A 23002-nucleotide genomic window follows, 5' to 3' on the forward strand; every position below is an offset into this window, starting at 1 on the left:
GGTGCCCGTCCGCCCGCCGCCCGTCCCGGCCGGAACCCGGCCCGCCGCCGCCCGCCCCGCCCGGGACCCGGCCCCGCCGTCCGTCCCGCCCAAGGCCCCGTCCCGCTGCCGCTCGGCATCGCCGCGGGTCATCCCGGGGGTCGGTCAGTGCGTCGCGGGCGCGGGCGTGCCGGAGCCGTGCTGCTCGACCAGGGGTTCCAGGTAGCGGATGAGGACGTCCTTGATCTCCCGCACATAGGCGTCGCGCTCGGCGCCCTCCCGGGCCAGCACCAGTTCGAGGCCCGATTTGTAGACGCCGAGGCAGACCTGCGCGACCCGCTCGACGTCGGCGCGCGGCGCCCCGGGCAGGAAGGCCGCGACCAGCTCCTCGACCCGCTGCACCATGCTCAGGTGCAGCGCGTCGTGCTCCTCGGCTATCCGGCCGGGGATGTCGGGGCCGTGCACGAGCGCGAAGAACTCCGGGCGGCGGCAGGTGAAGTCGATCAGCCGGTCGATGGTGGTGTCGATGACGTCCGCCACCGAGGCCGCGGGGTCCACCAGCGCGAGCGTCTCGCCGTGCGACTCCCGCATCTCGTGCATCAGCTTGCTGCTCAGCTCGACCGCGATCGCTTCCTTGTTCGGGAAGAACTGGTAGAGCGTGCCCGGCGAGACCCCGGCCTCGCGGGCGATGGCGTTGGTGCTGGCCGCCGTGTAGCCGGTGGTGCAGAAGACGTTCGCGGCGGCTTCGAGCAGCTGGGCGACGCGTCGCTCGCCGCGCGCCTGACGGCGGCGCGGCTGCTCGCTCTGCGGGTTGTCGGGCACCGGTTATCCCCAAGTCTCCGAACGCGGTTGACAAACACGAGCGGTCGCTCGCATTCTAATGAAACGCGAGCGCGGTCTCGTGTTTGCCATTTTATGGCGTCGGCGGGATGTGCGCTGCATCCCCGCGTCGCGACGCGTTCCATCTGCTTCACGGTGAAGGGGTCACCGCACCATGACCGAAGTCAACACCCCGCCCCCGCCCGGGGGCTGGACCCGATTCGTGACCGCGAGGCCACGGCTGTCCCTGCTGGTCGCGCTCGTGCTCACGGCCCTCGCGGTCGTCGCGGGCAGCGGCGTCGCCGACCGGCTGGGCAGCGGCGGCTGGGAGGACCCGGCGGCCGAGTCGACCTACGCGACCAAGGCGCTGGAGCACTCCTTCCCCGACTCCCAGCCCAACCTGCTGCTCCTGCTCGACGCCGGGAAGGCGTCGGTGGACGACCCCGAGGTCGCCGCCGCGGCCCGCGGCCTCGCCGGACGGCTGGCCGCCGAGAAGGGCATCACCGGCGTCGGCTCCTACTGGCAGGCGCCGCCCGCGTCGGCGTCCGCGCTGCGCGCGAAGGACGGCCACGAGGCCCTGATAGCCGCCCGCATCACGGGTGACGAGAAGCAGATGGGGGAGACCCTCGACCGGCTGGCACCGGAGCTGCGGGGCACCCACGGCCCGGTCGAGGTCAGGGTCGGCGGCCAGGTCGCCGTCCGCCACGAGATGCAGACGATCATCCAGGAGGACCTGACCCGCGCCGAGCTGATCGCCCTGCCGGTCACCCTCGTGCTCCTGGTGATGGTCTTCGGCAGCGCGATCGCCGCGCTGCTGCCGCTCGGCATCGGCGTCGTCGCCATCCTCGGCACCAACGCCATCCTGCGCGGCCTCACGTCGTTCACCGACGTCTCGGTCTTCGCGATGAACCTCACCACGGCCCTCGGCCTGGGCCTCGCGATCGACTACGCCCTCTTCATCGTCCGCCGCTTCCGCGAGGAGCTGTCCTCGGGCGCCGACCCGGTGACGGCGATCGGCACCACCCTGCGCACCGCCGGGCGGACCGTCCTGTTCTCCGCCCTGACGGTCGCCGTCTCGCTCGCCGCGATGCTCCTCTTCCCGCAGTACTTCCTGCGCTCCTTCGCCTACGCGGGCATCGCCGTGGTGCTCCTCGCCGCCGCGGCCGCGCTGATCCTGCTCCCGGCCGCGCTGGTCCTGCTCGGCCACCGCGTCGACTCCCTCGACCTGCGCCGCCTCTTCCGCCGCGGTGACCGCCGCACACCGGGCGCCCAGGCCCCGCGGGTCTCGGCCTGGGGGCGGACGGCGACGCTCGTCATGCGCCGGGCGCCCTTCTTCGCGCTGGGCACCACGGCCGTCCTCGTCCTGCTCGGCCTGCCCTTCCTGGGCGTCAGGTTCGGCACCGCGGACGACCGCCAACTGCCCTCGTCCGCCGAGTCCCACGTCGTCCAGCAGCACATCAGGGAGGGCTTCCCCGGCACCCCGGGCGCGGGCCTCGAAGTCCTCACCGAGGGCCGGGCCACCGAGGCCCAGTACGCGGCCTACAAGGAGCGGATATCCGGCCTGCCGGGGGTGCTGCGGGTCGACGGCCCCCTGGTGAACGGCGACCGGGCGTACTTCACCGTGCAGCCCAGGGGCGAGGCGGTGGACGACGGCGCCCAGCGGCTGGTGGACGGCCTGCGCTCCGTCGACGCCCCCTTCGACACCAAGGTGACGGGCACGGCGGCCGTCCTGGTCGACACCAAGCACGCCATCGGCGAACGCCTGCCGTGGGCGCTCGCGTTCATCGCGGTGGTGACCCTCTTCCTGGTCTTCCTGCTCACCGGCAGCGTGCTGATCCCGCTCCAGGCGGTGGCGCTCAACGCGCTCAGCCTGACGGCGATGTTCGGCGCCGTGGTCTGGGTCTTCCAGGACGGCCACCTGGCCGGCCTGCTCGGCTTCACCAGTCCGGGCTCCGTCGAGACGACCCTCCCGGTCATCATGTTCTGCGTCGCCTTCGGCCTCTCCATGGACTACGGCGTCTTCCTGCTCTCCCGCATCAAGGAGGAGTACGACCGCACGGGCGACCACGAGTCGGCCGTCCGCCACGGCGTCGAGCGCACCGGCGGGCTGATCACGGCGGCGGCGGTGATCCTGGCGGTGGTGATGGTCGCCATCGGCACCTCCCGCGTCACCAACACCAAGATGCTGGGCCTCGGCATCGCCCTGGCGGTCCTGATGGACGCGATGATCGTCCGCAGCCTCCTGGTCCCGGCGGTGATGCGGCTGACCGGCCGGGCGACCTGGTGGGCACCGGCCCCGCTGCGCGCCTTCCACGCCCGGTTCGGGGTGAGCGAGGGCCCGGCCGCACCGGAACGGCCGCACTCCGCCCCCGCCCCCGGCCGACCCCGGGACGAGGTTCCCGGCCCCGAGAAGGGAGCCGACGCGGGCACCGGGGCCGGCACCGGGTCCGAGGCCGACGCGGACAAGGTCACCACCCGCGGTTAGCGTGGGACGGTCCATCGTGGACCGGCGGGCGACGACGAGGGAGGTCCGGCGGATGCGGGCTGTGGTGTTCGAGCGGTACGGGGAACCGGCCGAGGTGCGGGAGGTGCCCGACCCGAAGCCCGCGGAGCACGGCGTGGTGGTGCGGGTCGAGGCCACCGGCCTGTGCCGCAGCGACTGGCACGGCTGGCAGGGGCACGACCCGGACATCACGCTCCCGCACGTGCCCGGCCACGAACTGGCCGGGACCGTCGAGGCGGTGGGCGCCCGGGTGACCGGCTGGCACCCGGGCGACCGGGTCACCGTCCCGTTCATCTGCGCCTGCGGGGACTGCCCGTCCTGCGCGGCGGGCGACCACCAGGTCTGCGAGCGCCAGACCCAGCCCGGCTTCACCCACTGGGGCTCCTTCGCCCAGTACGTCGCGCTCGACCACGCCGACGTCAACCTGGTGACGGTCCCGCGGGACATGTCCGCCGCCACGGCCGCCGCACTGGGCTGCCGGTTCGCGACGGCGTTCCGCGCGGTGGTGCAGCAGGGCAGGGTGGCCGCCGGTGAGTGGGTCGCGGTGCACGGCTGCGGGGGAGTGGGCCTGTCGGCGGTGATGATCGCGGCCGCCGCCGGGGCCCGGGTGGTCGCGGTCGACGTCGCGCCCGGCGCGCTGGAGCTGGCGCGGCGGTTCGGCGCGGCGGAGTGCGTGGACGGCACGGCGACCCCCGACACCGCGGCGGCGGTCCGTGACCTGACCGGCGGCGGAGCCCACCTCTCGCTGGACGCGCTGGGCTCACCGGCCACCTGCGCCGCGTCGGTGAACGGCCTGCGCCGCCGGGGCCGCCATCTCCAGGTCGGCCTGCTGCCCTCGGCGACGGGCACCACCCCGGTCCCGATGGCCAGGGTGATCGCGCTGGAGCTGGAGCTGCTGGGCAGTCACGGGATGGCGGCCCACACCTACCCGCCCCTGCTCGGCCTGGTCGCCTCCGGAGCGCTCCGCCCCGACCTCCTGGTCACCTCCAGGATCCCGCTGGACGACACCCCGGCCGCCCTGGCCGCGCTGGGCACGGCCCCGGGAGCCGGGGTGACGGTGATCGAACCCTGGACGTGAGGAGGGCTCAGTCGGTCCTGCGGTTGCGGTTGCCCGGCCTGGAGGCGACCCAGGCGCGGACGGTGTCGGCGTACCAGTAGGGCTTGCCGCCGTCGACATGGTCGGGCGGCGGCAGCAGCCCGTGTTTTCGGTACGAGCGGACCGTGTCCGGTTGGACGCCGATGTGGGCCGCGATCTTCTTGTACGACCAGAGCTCGCGGTCAGTCATGGACGTGCACCTCCCTGCGCGCGCCGGGACGACGGCCGGGAAGGCCGCCGGAGGAGCCCGGTGCAGCGCTGGCGATCACCAGCGTGCGCGAGGTGAACGACAGAGAGTCACAAGGGGAGAACCCCTGTAGACAGGGTGTGACAAAAGCCCCACACCCCCGTCACATCTGTTACAACCACCCCACCCCCACCGGGGCCGCGGGGAACTACGCAAAACCCGACGAAGTCGCGTGCCCACCCACAGCCCTCCTCCAGGGTCGCGGGGAACTGCGCGAAACGCGACGAAGTCGCGTGCCCCACCCGCGCACAGAGCCCCGTCCAGGGGCGCGGGGAACTGCGCGAAACGCGACGAAGTCGCGTGCCCACCCACCCACAGAAGCCCAAGGGGGGCGCGAGGAACCGCGCAAGAACGCGACGCAGTCGCGTGCCCCCGAAACGCCCGCGGCCCTACGCTCCGCACGACCTCAAGAACGCCCGGGTCCGCTGCGCGACAGGCAGCGGCACATCCGGCTCGCACGGATACATGTCCTGCTCCACGATCGCGAACAGGTCGACGTCCAGCTTCTGGGCCGCCTCGAGGACGGGCCCCAGCGCGGGCACCCCCGACGGCGGCTCGCACATCACGCCCTGCGCCACCGCGGGCCCGAACGGCGTCCCCTTGGCCCGCACGTCGGCCAGGATCTCCGGGTCGACCTGCTTGAGGTGGAGGTACCCGATCCGCGACCCGTACGTCTCGATCAGCTTGACGCTGTCCCCGCCGCAGTAGGCGTAGTGCCCGGTGTCCAGGCAGAGCGAGACCTGCTCGGAGTCGGTGCCGTCCAGGAACCGGACGACGTTCTCCTCGCTGTCGATGTGGGTGTCGGCGTGCGGGTGCACGACGATCCGCAGCCCGTACCGCTCCCGCACCTCCCGCCCGAGGCGCTCGGTCAGCGTGGTCAGGTTGCGCCACTGCTCGGGCGTCAGGGTGTCGGGCTCCAGCACCTCGCCGGTCTTGTCGTCCCGCCAGAAGGACGGGATGACCACCAGGTGGGAGGCGCCCATGGCCTGCGCGAGGGAGGCGTTGTCGGCGACGTGCGCCCAGGTCTTCTCCCAGACCGCCTCGCCGTGGTGCAGGCCGGTGAACACGGTCCCCGCCGACACTTTCAGGCCACGTCGGGTGGTCTCGTCGAGGAGTACTTCGGGGTCGGTGGGCAGGTATCCGTACGGGCCCAGCTCGATCCACTCGTAGCCGGACTGCGCGACCTCGTCGAGGAAGCGCCGCCAGGGGACCTGCCGGGGATCGTCCGGGAACCAGACGCCCCAGGAGTCGGGGGCCGATCCGACCCGGATGCGGGAGAGCGCGGACGCGGAGGAGGAGGCCTCTGCGGGCCCCGGAGACAGCGACGTCATGGCGTCAGCTTCCGGGCGCCCGGAAGCGCTGTCAAGGTCTCGTCCGAATGTCTGGACAAAACGTTGACAGGGCTCCGTCCGCGGGGCTAGAACTCCGGAGGAGAGCCGCTACGAAGGGAAGCCGATGGCGTACGACCTGATCACCATGGGGCGGATCGGAGTCGATCTGTACCCGCTGCAGACCGGCGTCCCGCTGCCGCAGGTGACGAGTTTCGGCAAGTTCCTCGGCGGCTCGGCGACCAACGTCGCGGTCGCCGCCGCCCGGCTCGGCCGCGCCACCGCCGTCGTCACCCGCACCGGCGACGACCCGTTCGGCACCTACCTCCACGAGGAGCTGCGCCGCTTCGGCGTCGACGACCGCTGGGTCACCCCGGTCCCCGGCCTGCCCACCCCGGTCACCTTCTGCGAGGTCTTCCCGCCGGACGACTTCCCGCTGTACTTCTACCGCCGCCCCACCGCCCCCGACCTCCAGATCGACGCCGGGGACCTCGACCTGGACGCCGTGCGCGACGCCCGCGTCTTCTGGGTCACCGGCACCGGACTGAGCGAGGAGCCCAGCCGCACGGCGACGCTGACCGCGCTCGCCCACCGCGCCAGGGCGGGGATCACCGTCTTCGACCTCGACTGGCGCCCCATGTTCTGGAGCGACCCGGACGAGGCGCGCCCCTTCTACCGGGAGGCGCTGCGCCACACCACGGTCGCCGTCGGCAACCTGGACGAGGTGGAGGTCGCCACCGGGGTCCGCGAACCGCACGCCGCGGCCCGCGCGCTGCTGGACGCCGGGGTCGAACTCGCCGTCGTCAAGCAGGGACCCAAGGGGGTCCTCGCGGTCTCCCGCACCGGCGAGACCGCCGAGGTCCCGCCGCTGCCGGTGGAGGTGCTCAACGGCCTCGGCGCCGGTGACGCGTTCGGCGGCTCCCTCTGCCACGGCCTGCTGGCCGGACACGACCTGGAGACGATCATGCGGAACGCCAACGCGGCGGGCGCGATCGTCGCCTCCCGGCTGGAGTGCTCCTCCGCCATGCCCACCGCCGACGAGATCGCCGCCGCCGTCGCGGCCGGGGCCGTACGGTGACCGCCGCCCGCGTCCCCGACGTCCGGGTCGACATCGCCGAGCTGGTCCGGCTGCGCACCGAGCACCCCGAGGCCATAGCGGAGGCGGCGGCCCGCCGCACCCGGCGCCCGCTGCTCGGCGGCAACGGCCGCCTGATGATCGTCGCGGCCGACCACCCGGCGCGCGGCGCGCTCGGCGTCGGCGACCGCAGGTTCGCCATGGCCAACCGCGCCGAACTGCTCGGGCGGCTGTGCCTGGCGCTGTCGCGCCCCGGGGTCGACGGCGTGCTCGCGACCGCCGACATCCTGGACGACCTGCTGCTGCTCGGCGCCCTCGACGGCAAGGTCGTCCTCGGCTCGATGAACCGCGGCGGCCTCCAGGGCGCCTCCTTCGAACTGGACGACCGCTTCACCGGCCACCGTCCCGAGGACATCGAGCGGCTCGGCTTCGACGCGGGCAAGCTGCTGCTGCGCGTCGACTACTCCGACCCGGGCTCCCTGACCACCCTGGAGTCCACCGCGCGTGCCATCGACGCCATGGCCGCGCGCCGTCTGCCGGTCTTCGTGGAGCCGTTCATCAGCCGCCGCGACGGCGAGGGACGCCTGCGCAACGACCTCTCCGCCGAGGCCGTCACCAAGTCCATCGCCATCGCCTCCGGGCTCGGCGGCACCTCCGCGTACACCTGGCTGAAGGTGCCGGTCACCGAGAACCCCGACGACATGGCCGAGGTCATGGCCGCCTCCACGCTGCCCGCCGTGCTGCTGGGCGGCGAGGTCGGCGGCTCCCCCGAGGACCAGGCGGGCGCCTACGAGAAGTGGCGCGGGGCGCTGCGCCTGCCCACCGTGCGCGGCCTCGTGGTCGGACGTTCCCTGCTCTACCCGGCGGACGGCGACGTGGCCGCCGCCGTGGACACCGCCGTCGGACTGCTGTGAGGACCCGCATGAGCAGGGAGCTGTACCTGGCGCACGGCACCACCGCCGACGCCGACCACACACTCGCCATCGACCCCGAGCGGGCCGGCTGGAGCCACAGCAGCCTGCGCATCGTCGAACTGTCACCCGGCGGTACCCATGGCTTCACCACCGGTGACAGTGAATGGATCATCCTTCCCCTGCAGGGCGCATGTACCGTGCGCACTGACGGGAACGAGTTCCAACTCCTGGGCAGGGAAAGCGTGTTCGCGTCGGTCACCGACTTCGCGTACGTGCCCCGGGACGCCCAGGTCCAGATCGCCTCCGGCGCGGGAGGCCGCTTCGCCCTGGCAGGAGCGAAGTGCGAGCGACAACTCCCCGCCCGCTACGGCCCCGCGCCGGAGGTCCCCGTCGAGGAACGCGGCAGCGGTCTGTGCACCCGCCACGTCCGCAACTTCGCGTCCGCCGACGCCTTCGACTGCGACAAGCTGATCGCCGTCGAGGTCGTCACACCCGGCGGGAACTGGTCCTCGTACCCGCCGCACAAGCACGACGAGGACCGGCCAGGCGTGGAGGCCGAGCTGGAGGAGATCTACTACTTCGAGATCGACGGCCCGAACGGATTCGGCTATCAGCGCGTATCTCCCTCCCGAGAGGGCGGTTCGGACGTCCTCGCGGAGGTCCGCTCCGGCGACGCCGTCCTCGTCCCCGACGGATGGCACGGCCCGTCGGTCGCGCAGCCGGGGCACGACATGTACTACCTGAACGTCATGGCGGGGCCCGGCCGGACGCGGGAGTGGCGGATCTGCTTCCACCCCGACCACACGGAGGGTTACCGATGACCTCGACGACGAGGCTCACGGTCGCGCAGGCGCTGGTCCGCTTCCTGGCGGCCCAGTACACCGAGCGGGACGGCGCACGGCACCGGCTGATCGCCGCGACCTGGGGCATCTTCGGCCACGGGAACGTCGCGGGCGTCGGCCAGGCGCTCCTCGAACACGCCGATCTGATGCCGTACCACCAGGGCCGCAACGAACAGGCCATGGTGCACGCGGCGGTCGGCTACGCGCGCCAGTCCAACCGGCTCTCCACGCACGCCGTGACGACGTCCGTCGGACCCGGCGCCACCAACCTGGTCACCGGCGCCGCCCTCGCCACCGTCAACCGGCTGCCGGTGCTCCTGCTGCCCGGCGACACCTTCGCCACCCGCACCGCCGACCCGGTGCTCCAGCAGCTCGAACTCCCGCACGCCGGTGACGTGTCGGTCAACGACACGCTCCGCCCGGTGTCCCGGTTCTTCGACCGCGTCACCCGGCCCGAGGCCCTGGTCCCGGCCGCGCTCCAGGCGATGCGGGTGCTCACCGACCCCGTCGAGACCGGCGCCGTCACCCTCGCCCTCCCGCAGGACGTGCAGGCCGAGGCGTACGACTGGCCGGACGCCTTCTTCGCCGACCGGGTCTGGACGGTCCGCCGCCCGGCCGCCGACCCGGACGCCCTCGCCGCCGCCGTCACCGCGATCAGGGCCGCCCGCCGCCCCCTCGTGGTGGCCGGCGGGGGAGTGCACCACAGCCGCGCCGAGGACGCCCTCGCCGCCTTCGCCGAGGCCACCCGCATCCCGGTCGCCGCCACCCAGGCGGGCAAGGGATCGCTGCGCTGGGACCACCCGCAGGACGTCGGCGGGATCGGCCACACCGGCACCGCGACCGCCGACGAACTGGCCCGCACCGCCGACCTGGTGATCGGCGTCGGCACCCGCTACACCGACTTCACCACCGCCTCGCACACCCTCTTCACCGGCGACGGCGTCCGCTTCCTCAACCTCAACATCGCCGCCTTCGACGCCCACAAGCTCGCCGCCGCCCCGCTGGTCGCCGACGCCCGCTCCGCGCTCGAACAGCTCACCGCGGCCCTCGCCCTCTGCGGACACCGCGCGGCCGACCGGTACGTCGCCGAGTACACCGAGGACAAGGAGCGCTGGGAGCAGCGCGTCGACGCCGCCTACGAGGCCGAGGAACCCGACGTCAGGCCGACCCAGACGCAGGTGCTCGGCGCCCTGGACGCGCTCGTCGACGACACCGACGTGCTCGTCAACGCGGCCGGTTCGCTCCCCGGCGACCTGCACAAGCTCTGGCGCACCCGGTCCCGGGACCAGTACCACCTGGAGTACGGCTACTCCTGCATGGGCTACGAGATCCCGGCCGCCATCGGGGTGGCGATGGCCGCCCCCGGCCGCCCGGTGTGGGCCCTGGTCGGCGACGGCACCTACCTGATGATGCCGACCGAGATCGTGACCGCCGTCCAGGAGGGCGTCCCGATCAAGCTGCTGCTCGTGCAGAACCACGGGTACGCGTCCATCGGGGGCCTCTCCGAGTCGGTCGGCGGCGAACGCTTCGGCACCGCCTACCGTTACCCCGCCGACGACGGCACGTTCACCGGCGCCCCGCTGCCGGTGGACCTCGCCGCCAACGCGGCCAGCCTCGGCATGCGGGTGCTGCGCGCGAAAACCGTACGCGACCTGCGCGAAGCCCTCGCGCGGGCCCGGACGTCCGACACTCCCACTTGTGTCTACGTCGAGACCGAAACGGCAGACACAGTGTCGGGCCCGCCCCCGGCGCAGGCCTGGTGGGATGTTCCTGTGGCCGAGACCGCCACCAGGCCGTCCGCGGTCAAGGCACGTGAGCTGTACGAACGGCACGTCTCCACCCGACGCCGCCATCTGTGAAGGAGCAACTGGGCATGACGAAGATCGTCAACCACTGGATCGGCGGCAAGTCCGTCGAAGGCGCGTCGGGTACGTTCGGGCCGGTCACCGACCCCGCGACCGGCGCCGTCACCACCAACGTCGCGTTCGCCACCGTCGAGGAGGTCGACTCCGCGGTCGCCGCCGCGAAGGACGCCTTCGTGAGCTGGGGCCAGTCCTCGCTGGCCCGCCGCACCGAGATCCTCTTCCGGTTCCGGGCGCTGCTGGACGCCAACCGCGACGCCATTGCCGAGCTGATCACCGCCGAGCACGGCAAGGTGCACTCCGACGCCCTCGGCGAGGTCGCCCGCGGCCTGGAGATCGTCGACCTGGCGTGCGGCATCAACGTCCAGCTGAAGGGCGAGCTGTCCACCCAGGTCGCCAGCCGCGTGGACGTGTCCTCGATCCGGCAGCCGCTGGGCGTCGTCGCGGGCATCACGCCGTTCAACTTCCCGGCGATGGTCCCGATGTGGATGTTCCCGATCGCCATCGCGACCGGCAACACCTTCGTCCTCAAGCCGTCGGAGAAGGACCCGTCGGCGGCCGTCAAGCTCGCCGAGCTGCTCGCCGAGGCGGGCCTCCCGGACGGCGTCTTCAACGTCGTGCACGGCGACAAGGTCGCGGTCGACCGCCTCCTGGAGCACCCCGACGTCAAGGCCGTCTCCTTCGTCGGCTCGACGCCGATCGCCCGCTACATCCACACCACCGCCTCCGCCAACGGCAAGCGTGTGCAGGCCCTGGGCGGCGCCAAGAACCACATGCTGGTCCTCCCGGACGCCGACCTGGACGCGGCGGCCGACGCGGCGGTCAGCGCCGCCTACGGCTCCGCGGGCGAGCGCTGCATGGCGATCTCCGCGGTGGTGGCCGTGGGCGCGATCGGCGACGAACTCGTCGCGAAGATCCGCGAGCGCGCCGAGAAGATCAAGATCGGCCCCGGCAACGACCCGACCTCCGAGATGGGCCCGCTCATCACCAGGGCGCACCGCGACAAGGTGGCGTCCTACGTCACCGGCGCCGCCGCCGAGGGCGCCGAGGTCGTCCTGGACGGCACGGGCCACACCGTCGAGGGCCACGAGGACGGCCACTGGATCGGCATCTCCCTCCTCGACAAGGTCCCCACCGCCGCCAAGGCGTACCAGGACGAGATCTTCGGCCCGGTGCTGTGCGTGCTGCGCGTCGACAGCTACGACGAGGGCATCGCCCTCATCAACGCCTCGCCGTTCGGCAACGGCACCGCGATCTTCACCCGGGACGGCGGCGCCGCGCGCCGCTTCCAGCTCGAGGTGGAGGCGGGCATGGTCGGCGTGAACGTGCCGATCCCGGTCCCCGTCGGCTACCACAGCTTCGGCGGCTGGAAGGACTCCCTCTTCGGCGACCACCACATCTACGGCAACGACGGCACGCACTTCTACACCCGGGGCAAGGTCGTCACCACCCGCTGGCCCGACCCGGCCGACGGTCCGTCAGCGGTCGACCTGGGCTTCCCCCGCAACCACTGACACCTTCCCGGAGGGGGGCGCTCCCGGGGGAGCCCCCCTCCGGCGCCGGGTCCGGCCGGGGTGCGGCGACCCCGGCGGGCCGCCGCACCCCCGTTCCGTCCCGCCCGCCGTACACCAATCGCGGTACTCCCCGCCCCGGCGCCTCCTTCCAGGGTCGCCCCCTGGCGCCGAACCGCCCCCGTACCGTTGGACCCATGGATCTACGCGCGCTCCGCCTCCGGGGCGGCCCCCGGCGGCTGTTCGCCGCCGGCGCCGCCGTGGCGGTCCTCGCCGGGGTGGGCACCTGGACGGCCGTCGCCTCCGACGGGACACCACCGGTGCACCGGACGGACCGTCCGATGGCGATCGACGGCGTCCGCATCGACACCTCGTACTTCACCTCGGGCCCCGGTGACCGCCGCCGTCCCGCCGTCCTGCTCGCCCACGGCTTCGGCGGCAGCAAGCAGGACGTCCGCGCCCAGGCCGAGGACCTCGCCAGGGACGGCTTCGCGGTGCTGACCTGGTCCGCCCGCGGCTTCGGCCGCTCGACCGGCGAGATCGGCCTCAACGACCCCGAGGGCGAGGTCGAGGACGTCTCGAAGCTGATCGACTGGCTCGCCGTCCAGCCGCAGGTCGAGCTGGACGGGCCGGGCGACCCCCGGGTGGGCGTCGCGGGCGCCTCCTACGGCGGCGCCGTGGCCCTGCTGGCCGCCGGGCACGACGAACGGGTCGACGCCATCGCGCCCGCCATCACCTACTGGAACCTCGCCGACGCCCTCTTCCCGAACGGCGTCTTCAAGAAGCTGTGGGCGGGCATCTTCGTCAACTCCGGCGGCGGCTGCGCGAAGTTCCGCCCCGACCTGTGCCGGATGTACGAGCGGGTCGCCGAGTCGGGCACCCCGGACCGTGCCGCGCGCGACCTGCTGGAGGCCCGTTCGCCGTCCGCCGTCGCCACCCGCATCAAGGTGCCCACGCTGCTGACGCAGGGCCAGACGGACTCCCTCTTCCCGCTCGGCCAGGCCGACGCCGCCGCCGCGGCGATCCGCGCCAACGGCGCCCTCGTCGACGTCGACTGGATCGCGGGCGGCCACGACGGCGGCGACCTGGAGGCCGCTCGCGTCCAGAGCCGCACCCGCGCCTGGTTCGAGCGCTACCTGGGGAACGACAAGGCCGCCGCCACCGGCCCCGCCTTCCGCGTCACCCGCACCGGAGGCGTCGACTCCAGCGACGGCGCCACCCTGCTCAGCGGCGCCGGTTCGGACCGCTACCCCGGCCTGGAGAGCGGCCTGGAACCCGTCGCCCTCAGCGGCCGGGAGCAGCGCTTCGCCAACCCGGCGGGCGCCGTCCCGCCCGCCGTCTCCGCGCTGCCCGGACTCGGCGCGGGCGCGGGACTCTCCCAGCTCTCCGCCCTCGGCGTCGGCGTCTCCCTCGACTTCCCCGGCCAGTACGCCCGCTTCGAGTCCGCCCCGGTCCGCTCCGACCTGCGGATCACCGGATCACCCAAGGTCACCGTCCAGGTGAGGTCCACCAGCGACGACGCCGTCCTGTTCGCCAAGGTGTACGACGTCGCCGCCGACGGCACCCGCTCCGTCCTGCCCTCCCAACTGGTCACCCCGGTGCGCGTCGAGGGCGCCAGGGCGGGCAAGGACGTCACCCTCACGCTCCCGGCGATCGACCACAAGGTCGAACAGGGGCACCGGCTCCGCCTGGTCCTCGCCTCCACCGACCTCGGCTACGCCTCCCCGGCGGCCCCGGCCACCTACACCGTCTCCCTCAAGAGCGACCTCCAGGTGCCCACCGCCCCCGGCGTCCGCACCGCCGCGAGCACCCTCCCGGCCTGGGTGTGGTGGCTGCCGCTCGCCGGGGCGGCCGTCGCCGCCGCGCTGCTGCTCACCGCCCGCCGCCGCACCGCCGCCGCCCCGCCCGACCCCGCGCTCGGCGACGTCCCGCTGCAGATCACCGGCCTGAGCAAGCGCTACGCCCGCTCCGCCGACCGGTACGCGGTGCGGGAGCTGTCCTTCCGGGTGGAGAAGGGCCAGGTCCTCGGCCTGCTCGGACCCAACGGCGCGGGCAAGACCACCACCCTGCGGATGCTGATGGGCCTGATCGAGCCGGACGACGGCGAGATCCGCGTCTTCGGCCAGGCGATCCGCCCCGGCGCCCCCGTCCTCTCCCGGGTCGGCGCCTTCGTGGAGGGCGCGGGCTTCCTGCCGCACCTGTCCGGCCGGGAGAACCTGGAGCTGTACTGGCGGGCCACCGGCCGCCCCGCCGGGGACGCCCACCTGGACGAGGCCCTGGAGATCGCCGGGCTCGGCGACGCGCTGGCCCGCGCGGTGCGCACCTACTCGCAGGGCATGCGCCAGCGCCTGGCGATCGCGCAGGCCATGCTCGGCCTGCCCGACCTGCTCATCCTCGACGAACCCACCAACGGCCTGGACCCGCCGCAGATCCGTGAGATGCGCGAGGTGATGATCCGGTACGCGGCCGCCGGACGCACCGTCATCGTCTCCAGCCATCTGCTGGCCGAGGTCGAGCAGTCCTGCACCCACCTCGTGGTCATGGACCGCGGCAGGCTGGTCCAGGCGGGCCCGGTCGCCGAGATCGTCGGCTCCGGCGACACCCTCCTGATCGGCACCGCGGAGCCGGTGGAGGACCCCGTCGTGGAGAAGGTCGCCGCGCTGCCCGGCGTCGTCTCCGCCGTCCGCGCCGACGACGGCGTCCTGGTCCGCCTCGCCCCCGACGGCACCGCCCGCGACCTCGTCGTCGAACTGGTCAGGCTCGACGTGCCGGTGGCCTCCGTCGGACCGCACCGCCGCCTCGAAGACGCCTTCCTCACCCTGATCGGAGGCTCCGCATGAGCACCCCGGCGCTCACCGAGGCCGCCCGCGGCTACCGGGCCGGACACACCCTGCCCCTGCGGGTCGAGCTGGCCAGGCAACTGGGCCGCCGCCGCACCCTGGTCATGGGCGGCATCCTCGCCGCGCTGCCGTTCGTGCTGCTGGTCGCCTTCGCGATCGGGGGTGACCCCGACGGCCGCGGCGACCGGGTGACGCTGATGGACACGGCCACCGCCTCGGGCGCCAACTTCGCCGCCGTCAACCTCTTCGTGTCGGCCGGGTTCCTGCTGGTCATCCCGGTCGCCCTGTTCTGCGGGGACACCGTCGCCTCGGAGGCGGGCTGGTCCTCCCTGCGCTACCTGCTCGCGGCACCCGTGCCCCGGGCCAGGCTCCTGTGGTCCAAGCTGGTCGTCGGGCTCGGCATGAGCCTGGCCGCGATGATCCTGCTGCCCGTGGTGGCCATCGCCGTCGGCAGCGCCGCCTACGGCTGGGGCCCGCTGCAGATCCCGACCGGCGGCGCCCTGGACCCGGGCACCGCGGCGCAGCGCCTCGTGGTGGTCGTGGCGTACCTGTTCGTCTCCCAACTGGTCACCGCCGGGCTCGCGTTCTGGCTCTCCACCAAGACCGACGCACCCCTCGGGGCGGTCGGCGGAGCGGTCGGCCTGACCATCGTCGGCAACGTCCTGGACGCCGTGACGGCCCTCGGCGACTGGCGCCACTTCCTGCCCGCCCACTGGCAGTACGCCTGGGCGGACGCCGTCCAGCCGAACCCGCAGTGGTCCGGCATGCTCCAGGGCACGGCCGTCTCGGTCACCTACGCGGTGATCCTCTTCGCCCTCGCCTTCCGGGGCTTCGCCCGCAAGGACATCGTCTCCTAGGGGCAGGGGCAGGGGCAGGGGCAGGGGCAGGGGCAGGGGCACGCGCCCGGGGCCGATTGTCAGTGGTGGCGTGCAGGATGACGCCATGACCACACCCGCAGCAGTGATCGAGGACGCCGCCGCCTACGCGCAGGCCGTCGAGGCCGCCGTGCAGGCGGCGGCCGCCTACTACCGGGACGGCACGTCGGCGCTCGACGACGACGCCTACGACCGGCTGGTGCGCGGCATCGACGCCTGGGAGGCCGGCCACCCCGACCAGGTCCTGCCCGGCTCCCCGACCGGGAAGGTCGCGGGCGGCGCCGTCGAGGGGGACGTCCCGCACACGGTGGCCATGCTCAGCCTGGACAACGTGTTCTCGCCGGAGGAGTTCACGGCCTGGACCGCCTCCCTCGCCCGCCGCGTCGGCCACGACGTCACCCGCTTCGGCGTCGAACCCAAGCTGGACGGCCTGGCCGTCGCCGCCCGCTACACCCGCGGCCGCCTCGGACAGCTGATCACCCGGGGCGACGGCACGGCCGGAGAGGACGTCTCGCACGCGATCGGCACCGTCGAGGGCCTCCCGCGCGAGCTGAGCGAGCCGGTCACCGTGGAGGTCAGGGGCGAGATCCTCATGACGCACGCCCAGTTCGAGCACGCCAACGAGGTGCGCGCCGCCCACGGCGGCCAGCCCTTCGCCAACCCGCGCGGCGCCGCCGCGGGCAGCCTGCGCGCCCGGGAGCGGGCCTACACCGTCCCGATGACGTTCTTCTGCTACGGCCTGCTGCCCCTGACCGAGGAGGGCCGTGACGCCCTCGCCGACCTGCCGCACAGCGAGCTGATGGCGCGGGCCGCCGCCTACGGCGTCAACACCACCGCGGGCACCCCGGTCCCCGGCACCACCGCAGACAGCGCCGAGCAGGTCCTCGCCCGGGTGCGCGAGATCGCCGCCCTGCGCCCCGAGCTGCCGTTCGGGATCGACGGGATCGTGATCAAGGCCGACCTCGCGGCCGACCAGCGGGCCGCGGGCTCCGGATCACGGGCGCCGCGCTGGGCGATCGCCTACAAGCTGCCCGCCGTCGAGAAGATCACCCGGCTGACGGCGGTGGAGTGGAACGTCGGCCGCACCGGCGTCATCGCCCCGCGCGCGGTCCTCGAACCGGTCGAGATCGACGGCGCCACCATCACCTACGCCACCCTGCACAACCCGGCCGACATCACCCGCCGCGACCTGCGCCTGGGCGACCAGGTGATGGTGCACCGGGCGGGCGACGTCATCCCGCGCGTCGAGGCCCCCGTCGTCCACCTGCGCACCGGCGAGGAACAGCCCATCGCCTTCCCCGAGGCGTGCCCGCGCTGCGGCGCCGGCATCGACACCAGCCAGGAGCGCTGGCGCTGCGAACAGGGCCGCAACTGCCACCTGGTCGCCTCCCTCTCCTACGCGGCGGGCCGCGACCAGCTCGACATCGAGGGCCTCGGTCACACCCGGGTCGTCCAGCTCGTCGACGCCGGTCTGGTGGCCGACCTCGCCGACCTGTTCACCCTCACCCGCGACCAGGTGCTCGGCCTGGAGCGGATGGGCGGCACCAGCACCGACAACCTCCTGGCGGCGATCGGCGCGGCCAAGGGAAGACCGCTGTCACGGGTCCTGTGCGCCCTCGGCGTGCGCGGCACCGGACGCTCCATGTCCCGCCGCATCGCCCGCCACTTCGCCACCATGGACCACATCAGGGCGGCCGACGCGGAGGCGATGCGGCAGGTCGAGGGCATCGGCACCGAGAAGGCCCCGTCGATCGTCGAGGAGCTGCGCACCCTGGCCCCGCTCATCGACCGGCTCGCCGCGTCCGGCGTCAACATGACCGAGCCGGGCGCCACCCCGCCGGCACCGGGGGAGACGGCAGGGGAGCAGACGGCGGACGCGGGGGCAGCCCCGGGCGGCGGCCCGCTGACCGGGATGACGGTCGTGGTCACCGGCACCATGACCGACGCCCTGGAGAACCTCAGCCGCAACCAGATGAACGAACTCGTCGAGCGGGCGGGCGGCCGCGCCTCCTCCACCGTCTCGAAGAAGACCACCCTGGTCGTCGCGGGCGAGGGCGCCGGGTCCAAGCGTGCCAAGGCGCAGGCCCTGGGCGTCGAGCTGACCACCCCGGCCGCGTTCGCCGCCCTGGTCGCCGACTTCATCGGCCCCCCGGCGGACGGAGCCGCCCGCTGAACCCCGACTCCCGTTGCCGCGCGACCTCTTGACCCATGGTTACGCGTGAGTAAGTTGACTCCCGGGTAAGTTCACGCCGCACCGACGGGAGCCGCCATGAGCGTACGCAGGGACCTGGAACGGGCCGCCGGACGCGCCGGCCCCGCCGCCCGCGCCGGGGCCGTGACCGTCACCGACGAGCACGGCACGGTCCGCGAGGCCCGCACCCCGGTCCTGGCGGCCCCTCCCGTCACCGGCTCCCTCGCCGACCTCCCCTTCACCAACGCCGCCGAGGCGCCCACCGCCGTCGTGCTGCGCCGCCGCACCCCGGACGGGACCTGGCGGCCGGTCACCGCCGCCGCCTTCGCCGCCGAAGTCCACGCGGTGGCCAAGGGGTTGATCGCCGCCGGACTCCAACCCGGCGGCCGGGTCGCCGTCATGTCCCGCACCCGCTACGAGTGGACCGTGCTCGACTTCGCCGTCTGGGCCGCGGGCGGCAGCACCGTGCCGGTCTACCCCACCTCCTCCGCCGAGCAGGTCGCGTGGATCATCGGCGACTCGGGCACCCGCCTCGTCGTCACCGAGACCGCCGACCACGCGGAGACGGTGCGCACCGGCACCCTCGGCCTCGAAGAACCGCCCCGCACCTGGGAGTTGGACGCGGACGCCCTCGGCGCGCTCACCGCACTCGGCCGTGACGTCCCCGACGACGAGATCACCGGGCGCCGCGCCGCCCTCACCCCCGACGCGGTCGCCACCCTCTGCTACACCTCCGGCACCACGGGACGGCCCAAGGGGTGCGTCCTCACCCACGCCAACCTGCACGCCGAGGCCGCCAACACCGTCGAACTGCTGCACCCGGTCTTCAAGGCGGTCTCCCGGCGGGCCGCCTCGACCCTGCTCTTCCTGCCGCTCGCCCACATCCTCGGCCGCACCCTGCAGATCGCCTGCCTGCTGGCCCGCATCGAGACCGGCCACTGCCCGAGCATCAGACCCGCCGAACTCCGGCCCGCGCTGCGGGAGTTCCGCCCCACCTTCCTCGTCGGCGTCCCCTACCTCTTCGAGAAGATCCACGACACCGGCCGGGCCACCGCCGAGAAGATCGGCCGGGGCGCCTCCTTCGACCGCGCCCACCGCCTCGGCGTCCGCTTCGGACAGGCCCACCTCGACCGCTTCCTGGGCACCGGCAAGGGCCCTGGCCCCGCGCTCCGCGCCGCCCGGGCCCTCTACGACCTGCTGGTCTACCGCCGCATCCGCAAGGAGCTGGGCGGCCGGATGCGCTACGCCATCAGCGGCGGCTCCCCGCTCGACCGCGACCTCAACCTCTTCTTCTACGCGGCCGGGATCGTCGTCTACGAGGGCTACGGCCTCACCGAGACCTCCGCCGCCGCCACCATCGTGCCGCCCCTGCGGCCCCGCCCCGGCACGGTCGGCATCCCCGTCCCCGGCACCGCCGTCCGCATCGCCGACGACGGCGAGGTGCTGATCAGGGGCGGCATCGTCTTCCGCGCCTACTGGAACGACCCGGCCGCCACCGACGCCGTCCTGCGCGACGACTGGTTCGCCACCGGCGACCTCGGCTCCCTGGACGCCGACGGCTACCTCACCATCACCGGCCGCAAGAAGGACATCCTGGTCACCTCCGGCGGCAAGAACGTCTCGCCCGCCGTCCTGGAGGACCGGCTGCGCAGCCGCCCGCCGATCGGCCAGTGCCTGGTCGTCGGGGACAACCGCCCCTTCGTCGCCGCCCTCGTCACCCTCGACCCCGAGGCGCTCGCCCACTGGCTCGCCGTCCGCGGCCTGCCCGCCGGCACCCCGATCGCCGACCTGGCCGACGACGCCCGGCTGCGCGCCGACGTCCAGCGCGCGGTCGACCACGCCAACGCGGCCGTCTCCCGCGCCGAGTCGATCCGCGCCTTCGCCGTGGTGGAGGGCGAGTTCACCGAGGAGAACGGCCTGCTGACCCCGTCCCTGAAGGTCAGGCGGCAGGCCGCGACGGCCGCGTACGCCGAGCGGATCGAGGCGCTGTACCGGCGCCCCTGAGCGGACACGGCGAAGCGGGCCGCCGAAGTGGATCGGCGGCCCGCTCGGGTGGTGCTGCGGTCAGCTGCCCAGGGAGCCGTTGCCCGACAGGACCGGGATGTTGTCCAGGATGTGCGAGAGCGGCTCGTCACCCTTGGCCTGGGTGGAGTTCTCGGTGCACTGCTGGTTCTGCGGCGCGGACAGGATCGGCACGTCCTGCAGGACGGTGACCGGGACCAGACCGACGAGCGACGCGGCGTTGACCTTGGCGGGCAGGCCGATGCAGGGCTTGTTCAGGGTGCCCTGGACGAGCGAGAGCTGGGGGCTCATGTCGCCGTGGGTGGCCTGGTTGCCGTACGACTGGAGGGCGCCGTTGCCGTTGGTGGTCGTCACGCCGTTGTCGTTGCCGACGGCCAGCGCCTGGGGAGCGGTGGCGGCCGAGACACCCGCGACGGAGGCGGCGATGGCCGCGGTCGCCAGCAGCTTCTTCATGATTCTTTCCCTTTCGGAGAGCGGACTCCGTGCAGAGTTTTCGGAGACGGACTCCGTTGCAGAGCCGCGTGTTGATCAACCCCCGGCGAGCGGTTTGGTTGCGCTTTATGCCCCGATCGGCCCAGCGTGCGCCACGGAACGCGCCCCCCGCCCGACCGCGCCCGCGCGCCCCCCGCCCCGAGGCGTCCGCGCACCCCGCACCCCGGACACGCCGAACGGGCCGCCGAGTGACTCGGCGGCCCGCTCTGGGGTGCGTCTGCGGATCAGCTACCGGCGGAGCCGTTGCCCGACAGGACCGGGATGTTGTCCAGGATGTGCGAGAGCGGCTCGTCACCCTTGGCCTGGGTGGAGTTCTCGGTGCACTGCTGGTTCTGCGGGGCCGACAGGATCGGCACGTCCTGCGCGACGGTGACCGGGACCAGGCCGACGAGCGAGGCCAGGTTGCCCTTGACGGGCAGGCCGATGCAGGGCTTGTTCAGCGAGCCCTGGATGAGCGCCATCTGGGGGCTCATGTTGCCGTAGGTGGCCTGGTTGCCGTAGATCTGCGCGGCGCCGTTGCCGTTGGTGGTGGTGACGCCACCGTCATTGCCGATCGCCAGCGCCTGGGGCGCCGTGGCGGCCGAAACACCGGCGACGGAAGCGGCGATAGCCGCGGCAGCCAAAACCTTCTTGATCACTTGCATGTCCCTTCTGGAGAAACCCCGTCCACCGGAGCGTCCTGCACAACTGACCCCGGCCCGCATGGTTGCTGGGGTTCACTCCAATGGCTCAGTGGAAATCCGGGCGGGTGAAGCGTCGAAACCTATCCGGGCCCGTCTGGTTGAAGTGACGGGGCAGCAATGTGCGGCCCCGTCAGGAAAGGAACCCGGAGAAATGTTCAAGAAGGCAATGGCCGCCACCGCGGTCGCGGCTTCCGTCGTCGGCGTCTCGGCGACCGCGGCCCCCCAGGCGCTGGCCATTGGCAACGACAGCGGCGTCACCACCGTCAACGGCAACGGCGCCGAGCAGGCGTTCGGCAACGCCAAGACGCACGGCGACCTCAGCCCCCAGTCCTCGCTGGTCCAGGGCTCGCTGAACAAGCTCTGCGTGGGCCTGCCGGCCAAGGTCAACGCCGCGTCGCTGGTGGGCGTCCTGGTCCCGGTCACCGCCCTGCAGGACGTGCCGGTCCTGTCCGCGCCGCAGAACCAGCAGTGCGCCGAGAACTCCACCCAGGCCAAGGGTGACGAGCCGGTCTCGCACGTGCTGGACAACATCCCGGTGCTCTCGGGCAACGGCTCCCTCGGCAGCTGACCACCGCCGTACCCGGGCCCGTGCGGTCGCGCCGTGTTCAGGCGTGACCGCACGGGCCTGCCGGATTTCCTGACAATCCCTCTGGAGAAGCGTTCCTGCCCCGGGTTCGCGATACCGCCTCCGCGCGTCCACCGCTCCTTTCCGCGCGCAGCGTTCGAGTGAATTGTCAGGTGGTCCGGGTTCCGCAGTTTCTTCCGGCGCCCGTCTCTCGTTTCCAGCCCGTAGGTCATGGTGCGAGCCGTTCCGGCTGTGCTCGCGTCGGTTTCGACCGCCACCTGGGCATGACCGCAGAGAAGGGAAACCTCATGAAGAAGACCGCCGCTGTCGTCGCGGGCGCGATCATGACGCTCGGCCTGGCCGCCCCGGCCTTCGCCGACTCGGGTGCCGAGGGTGCCGCCATCGGTTCGCCGGGCGTCCTCTCCGGCAACGTGGTCCAGGTTCCGATCCACATCCCGGTCAACGTGTGCGGCAACTCGATCGACGTGATCGGTCTGCTGAACCCCGCGTTCGGGAACGTCTGCGCCAACCACTGACGGCGTAGCGCTCACGCCTCGGCCCTACGGCTGATCCAAGCCGGCCTCGGACACCGCCTCCGGTGCCGAGGCCGGCTTTTCCCACTTCTTCAAGCAGGAAGACAACGAGATGCGTCAGACCCTGGGCAAGGGAATGGTCGTGGCGGCCGCCGCGTCAAGCATTCTGTCCCTGTACGGCAGCCCCGCCTTCGCCGACGCGCAGGCGGGCGGGGCCGCCACGGACTCGCCGGGTGTCCTGTCCGGCAACAGCGTCGCGGTCCCGGTCGACGTGCCGGTGAACGCGTGCGGCAACTCCGTCGACGGCGCCGCCGCGCTCAACCCGACGTTCGGCAACTCGTGCGTGAACGCCCCGCACGTCCGTCACCACCACCACCGGGTCCCCGCGATGTCGTACGCCGAGGACGCGGACTACGGCTACGGCTACGGCTACGACGAGGAGTCGGGCCGCGGTCACGGTGACGAGCCCCGGTACGGCTACGGCGACACCCCGGGTCACGGCAGGGAGGGCGGCTACGGCGAGGACGACACGCCCCCGCCTCACCACACCCCGCCCCACGGCGGCCACCACACACCCCCGCCCAGCGGTCACCACACCCCGCCGCCTCCCACGGGCGGCCACCAC

General features: G+C 73.2%; 19 protein-coding genes. 14 read left to right on the forward strand and 5 right to left on the reverse strand.

The window, feature by feature from the left end; genetic code table 11:
• Positions 1-144: 144 nt before the first annotated feature.
• Positions 145-801, reverse strand: coding sequence for a TetR/AcrR family transcriptional regulator (locus GA0115242_RS22075; protein ID WP_093831126.1), 657 nt, complete (start codon positions 799-801; stop codon positions 145-147).
• Between the two features lie 172 nt (positions 802-973).
• Here GA0115242_RS22075 and GA0115242_RS22080 point away from each other — a divergent pair, with 172 nt between their 5' ends.
• Together GA0115242_RS22080 and GA0115242_RS22085 are read left to right on the forward strand one after the other, a co-directional pair.
• Positions 974-3283 carry an MMPL family transporter gene (locus tag GA0115242_RS22080; protein ID WP_093831128.1) on the forward strand — a complete coding sequence of 770 codons (2310 nt, stop codon included), beginning with the start codon at positions 974-976 and terminating at the stop codon, positions 3281-3283.
• A 52-nt stretch (positions 3284-3335) separates the two neighbouring features.
• Entirely contained in the window at positions 3336-4379 is a 1044-nt protein-coding gene (locus GA0115242_RS22085; protein ID WP_093831130.1) for a zinc-dependent alcohol dehydrogenase family protein, read from the forward strand.
• A gap of 7 nt (positions 4380-4386) precedes the next feature.
• On the opposite strand, the gene GA0115242_RS22090 is transcribed toward GA0115242_RS22085, so the two are convergent.
• Together GA0115242_RS22090 and GA0115242_RS22095 are read right to left on the reverse strand one after the other, a co-directional pair.
• Positions 4387-4587 carry a helix-turn-helix transcriptional regulator gene (locus tag GA0115242_RS22090; RefSeq protein ID WP_093831132.1) on the reverse strand — a complete coding sequence of 67 codons (201 nt, stop codon included), beginning with the start codon at positions 4585-4587 and terminating at the stop codon, positions 4387-4389.
• A 446-nt stretch (positions 4588-5033) separates the two neighbouring features.
• Complete coding sequence (locus GA0115242_RS22095; protein ID WP_093831134.1) at positions 5034-5975, reverse strand: sugar phosphate isomerase/epimerase family protein; 942 nt, start codon at positions 5973-5975, stop codon at positions 5034-5036.
• Between the two features lie 124 nt (positions 5976-6099).
• On the opposite strand from GA0115242_RS22095, the gene iolC reads away from it, so the two are divergent.
• The 9 genes from iolC to GA0115242_RS22140 all read left to right on the forward strand — a co-directional run bounded on the left by iolC (position 6100) and on the right by GA0115242_RS22140 (position 20086).
• The gene (gene iolC, locus GA0115242_RS22100; RefSeq protein WP_093831136.1) at positions 6100-7050 is read left to right on the forward strand and encodes a 5-dehydro-2-deoxygluconokinase; all 951 of its coding nucleotides are present in this window, start codon (positions 6100-6102) and stop codon (positions 7048-7050) included.
• Positions 7047-7961: a Cgl0159 family (beta/alpha)8-fold protein gene (locus tag GA0115242_RS22105; protein ID WP_176729881.1), complete on the forward strand. Its 915-nt coding sequence runs from the start codon at positions 7047-7049 to the stop codon at positions 7959-7961. The genes iolC and GA0115242_RS22105 overlap by 4 nt, the downstream gene beginning before the upstream one ends.
• 8 nt (positions 7962-7969) lie before the next feature.
• On the forward strand, positions 7970-8782 hold the full coding sequence (gene iolB, locus GA0115242_RS22110) for a 5-deoxy-glucuronate isomerase (protein WP_093831138.1): 813 nt from the start codon (positions 7970-7972) through the stop codon (positions 8780-8782).
• Positions 8779-10662, forward strand: coding sequence for a 3D-(3,5/4)-trihydroxycyclohexane-1,2-dione acylhydrolase (decyclizing) (iolD, locus tag GA0115242_RS22115; protein WP_093831140.1), 1884 nt, complete (start codon positions 8779-8781; stop codon positions 10660-10662). Before iolB ends, iolD begins: the two co-directional genes overlap by 4 nt.
• Positions 10663-10676: 14 nt before the next feature.
• Positions 10677-12179, forward strand: a complete 1503-nt coding sequence (gene mmsA, locus GA0115242_RS22120; RefSeq protein ID WP_093831142.1) for a CoA-acylating methylmalonate-semialdehyde dehydrogenase — start codon at positions 10677-10679, stop codon at positions 12177-12179.
• Between the two features lie 194 nt (positions 12180-12373).
• Positions 12374-15016, forward strand: a complete 2643-nt coding sequence (locus GA0115242_RS22125; protein WP_161353237.1) for a CocE/NonD family hydrolase — start codon at positions 12374-12376, stop codon at positions 15014-15016.
• Entirely contained in the window at positions 15013-15873 is an 861-nt protein-coding gene (locus GA0115242_RS22130; RefSeq protein ID WP_093831144.1) for an ABC transporter permease, read from the forward strand. Before GA0115242_RS22125 ends, GA0115242_RS22130 begins: the two co-directional genes overlap by 4 nt.
• An 85-nt stretch (positions 15874-15958) precedes the next feature.
• Positions 15959-18064: an NAD-dependent DNA ligase LigA gene (gene ligA, locus GA0115242_RS22135; protein WP_093831146.1), complete on the forward strand. Its 2106-nt coding sequence runs from the start codon at positions 15959-15961 to the stop codon at positions 18062-18064.
• Between the two features lie 96 nt (positions 18065-18160).
• Positions 18161-20086, forward strand: a complete 1926-nt coding sequence (locus tag GA0115242_RS22140; protein ID WP_093831148.1) for an AMP-dependent synthetase/ligase — start codon at positions 18161-18163, stop codon at positions 20084-20086.
• A 60-nt stretch (positions 20087-20146) separates the two neighbouring features.
• On the opposite strand, the gene GA0115242_RS22145 is transcribed toward GA0115242_RS22140, so the two are convergent.
• A complete protein-coding gene (locus GA0115242_RS22145) occupies positions 20147-20557 on the reverse strand; it encodes a rodlin (RefSeq protein WP_093831150.1) in 411 nt (136 codons plus the stop codon).
• A gap of 263 nt (positions 20558-20820) precedes the next feature.
• Positions 20821-21234 carry a rodlin gene (locus tag GA0115242_RS22150; RefSeq protein WP_093831152.1) on the reverse strand — a complete coding sequence of 138 codons (414 nt, stop codon included), beginning with the start codon at positions 21232-21234 and terminating at the stop codon, positions 20821-20823.
• A 196-nt stretch (positions 21235-21430) separates the two neighbouring features.
• Here GA0115242_RS22150 and GA0115242_RS22155 point away from each other — a divergent pair, with 196 nt between their 5' ends.
• From GA0115242_RS22155 to GA0115242_RS42325, 3 genes are all read left to right on the forward strand, one after another.
• Entirely contained in the window at positions 21431-21847 is a 417-nt protein-coding gene (locus tag GA0115242_RS22155; protein ID WP_093831154.1) for a rodlin, read from the forward strand.
• A 305-nt stretch (positions 21848-22152) separates the two neighbouring features.
• The gene (locus tag GA0115242_RS22160; RefSeq protein ID WP_093831156.1) at positions 22153-22380 is read left to right on the forward strand and encodes a chaplin; all 228 of its coding nucleotides are present in this window, start codon (positions 22153-22155) and stop codon (positions 22378-22380) included.
• 109 nt (positions 22381-22489) lie between these two features.
• Positions 22490-23002, forward strand: a 513-nt coding sequence (locus GA0115242_RS42325; RefSeq protein ID WP_237549232.1) for a chaplin, incomplete at its 3' end; no start/stop codon positions are given.

This window comes from Streptomyces sp. SolWspMP-5a-2 (assembly GCF_900091845.1).
GTDB classification, from domain to species: domain Bacteria; phylum Actinomycetota; class Actinomycetes; order Streptomycetales; family Streptomycetaceae; genus Streptomyces; species Streptomyces doudnae.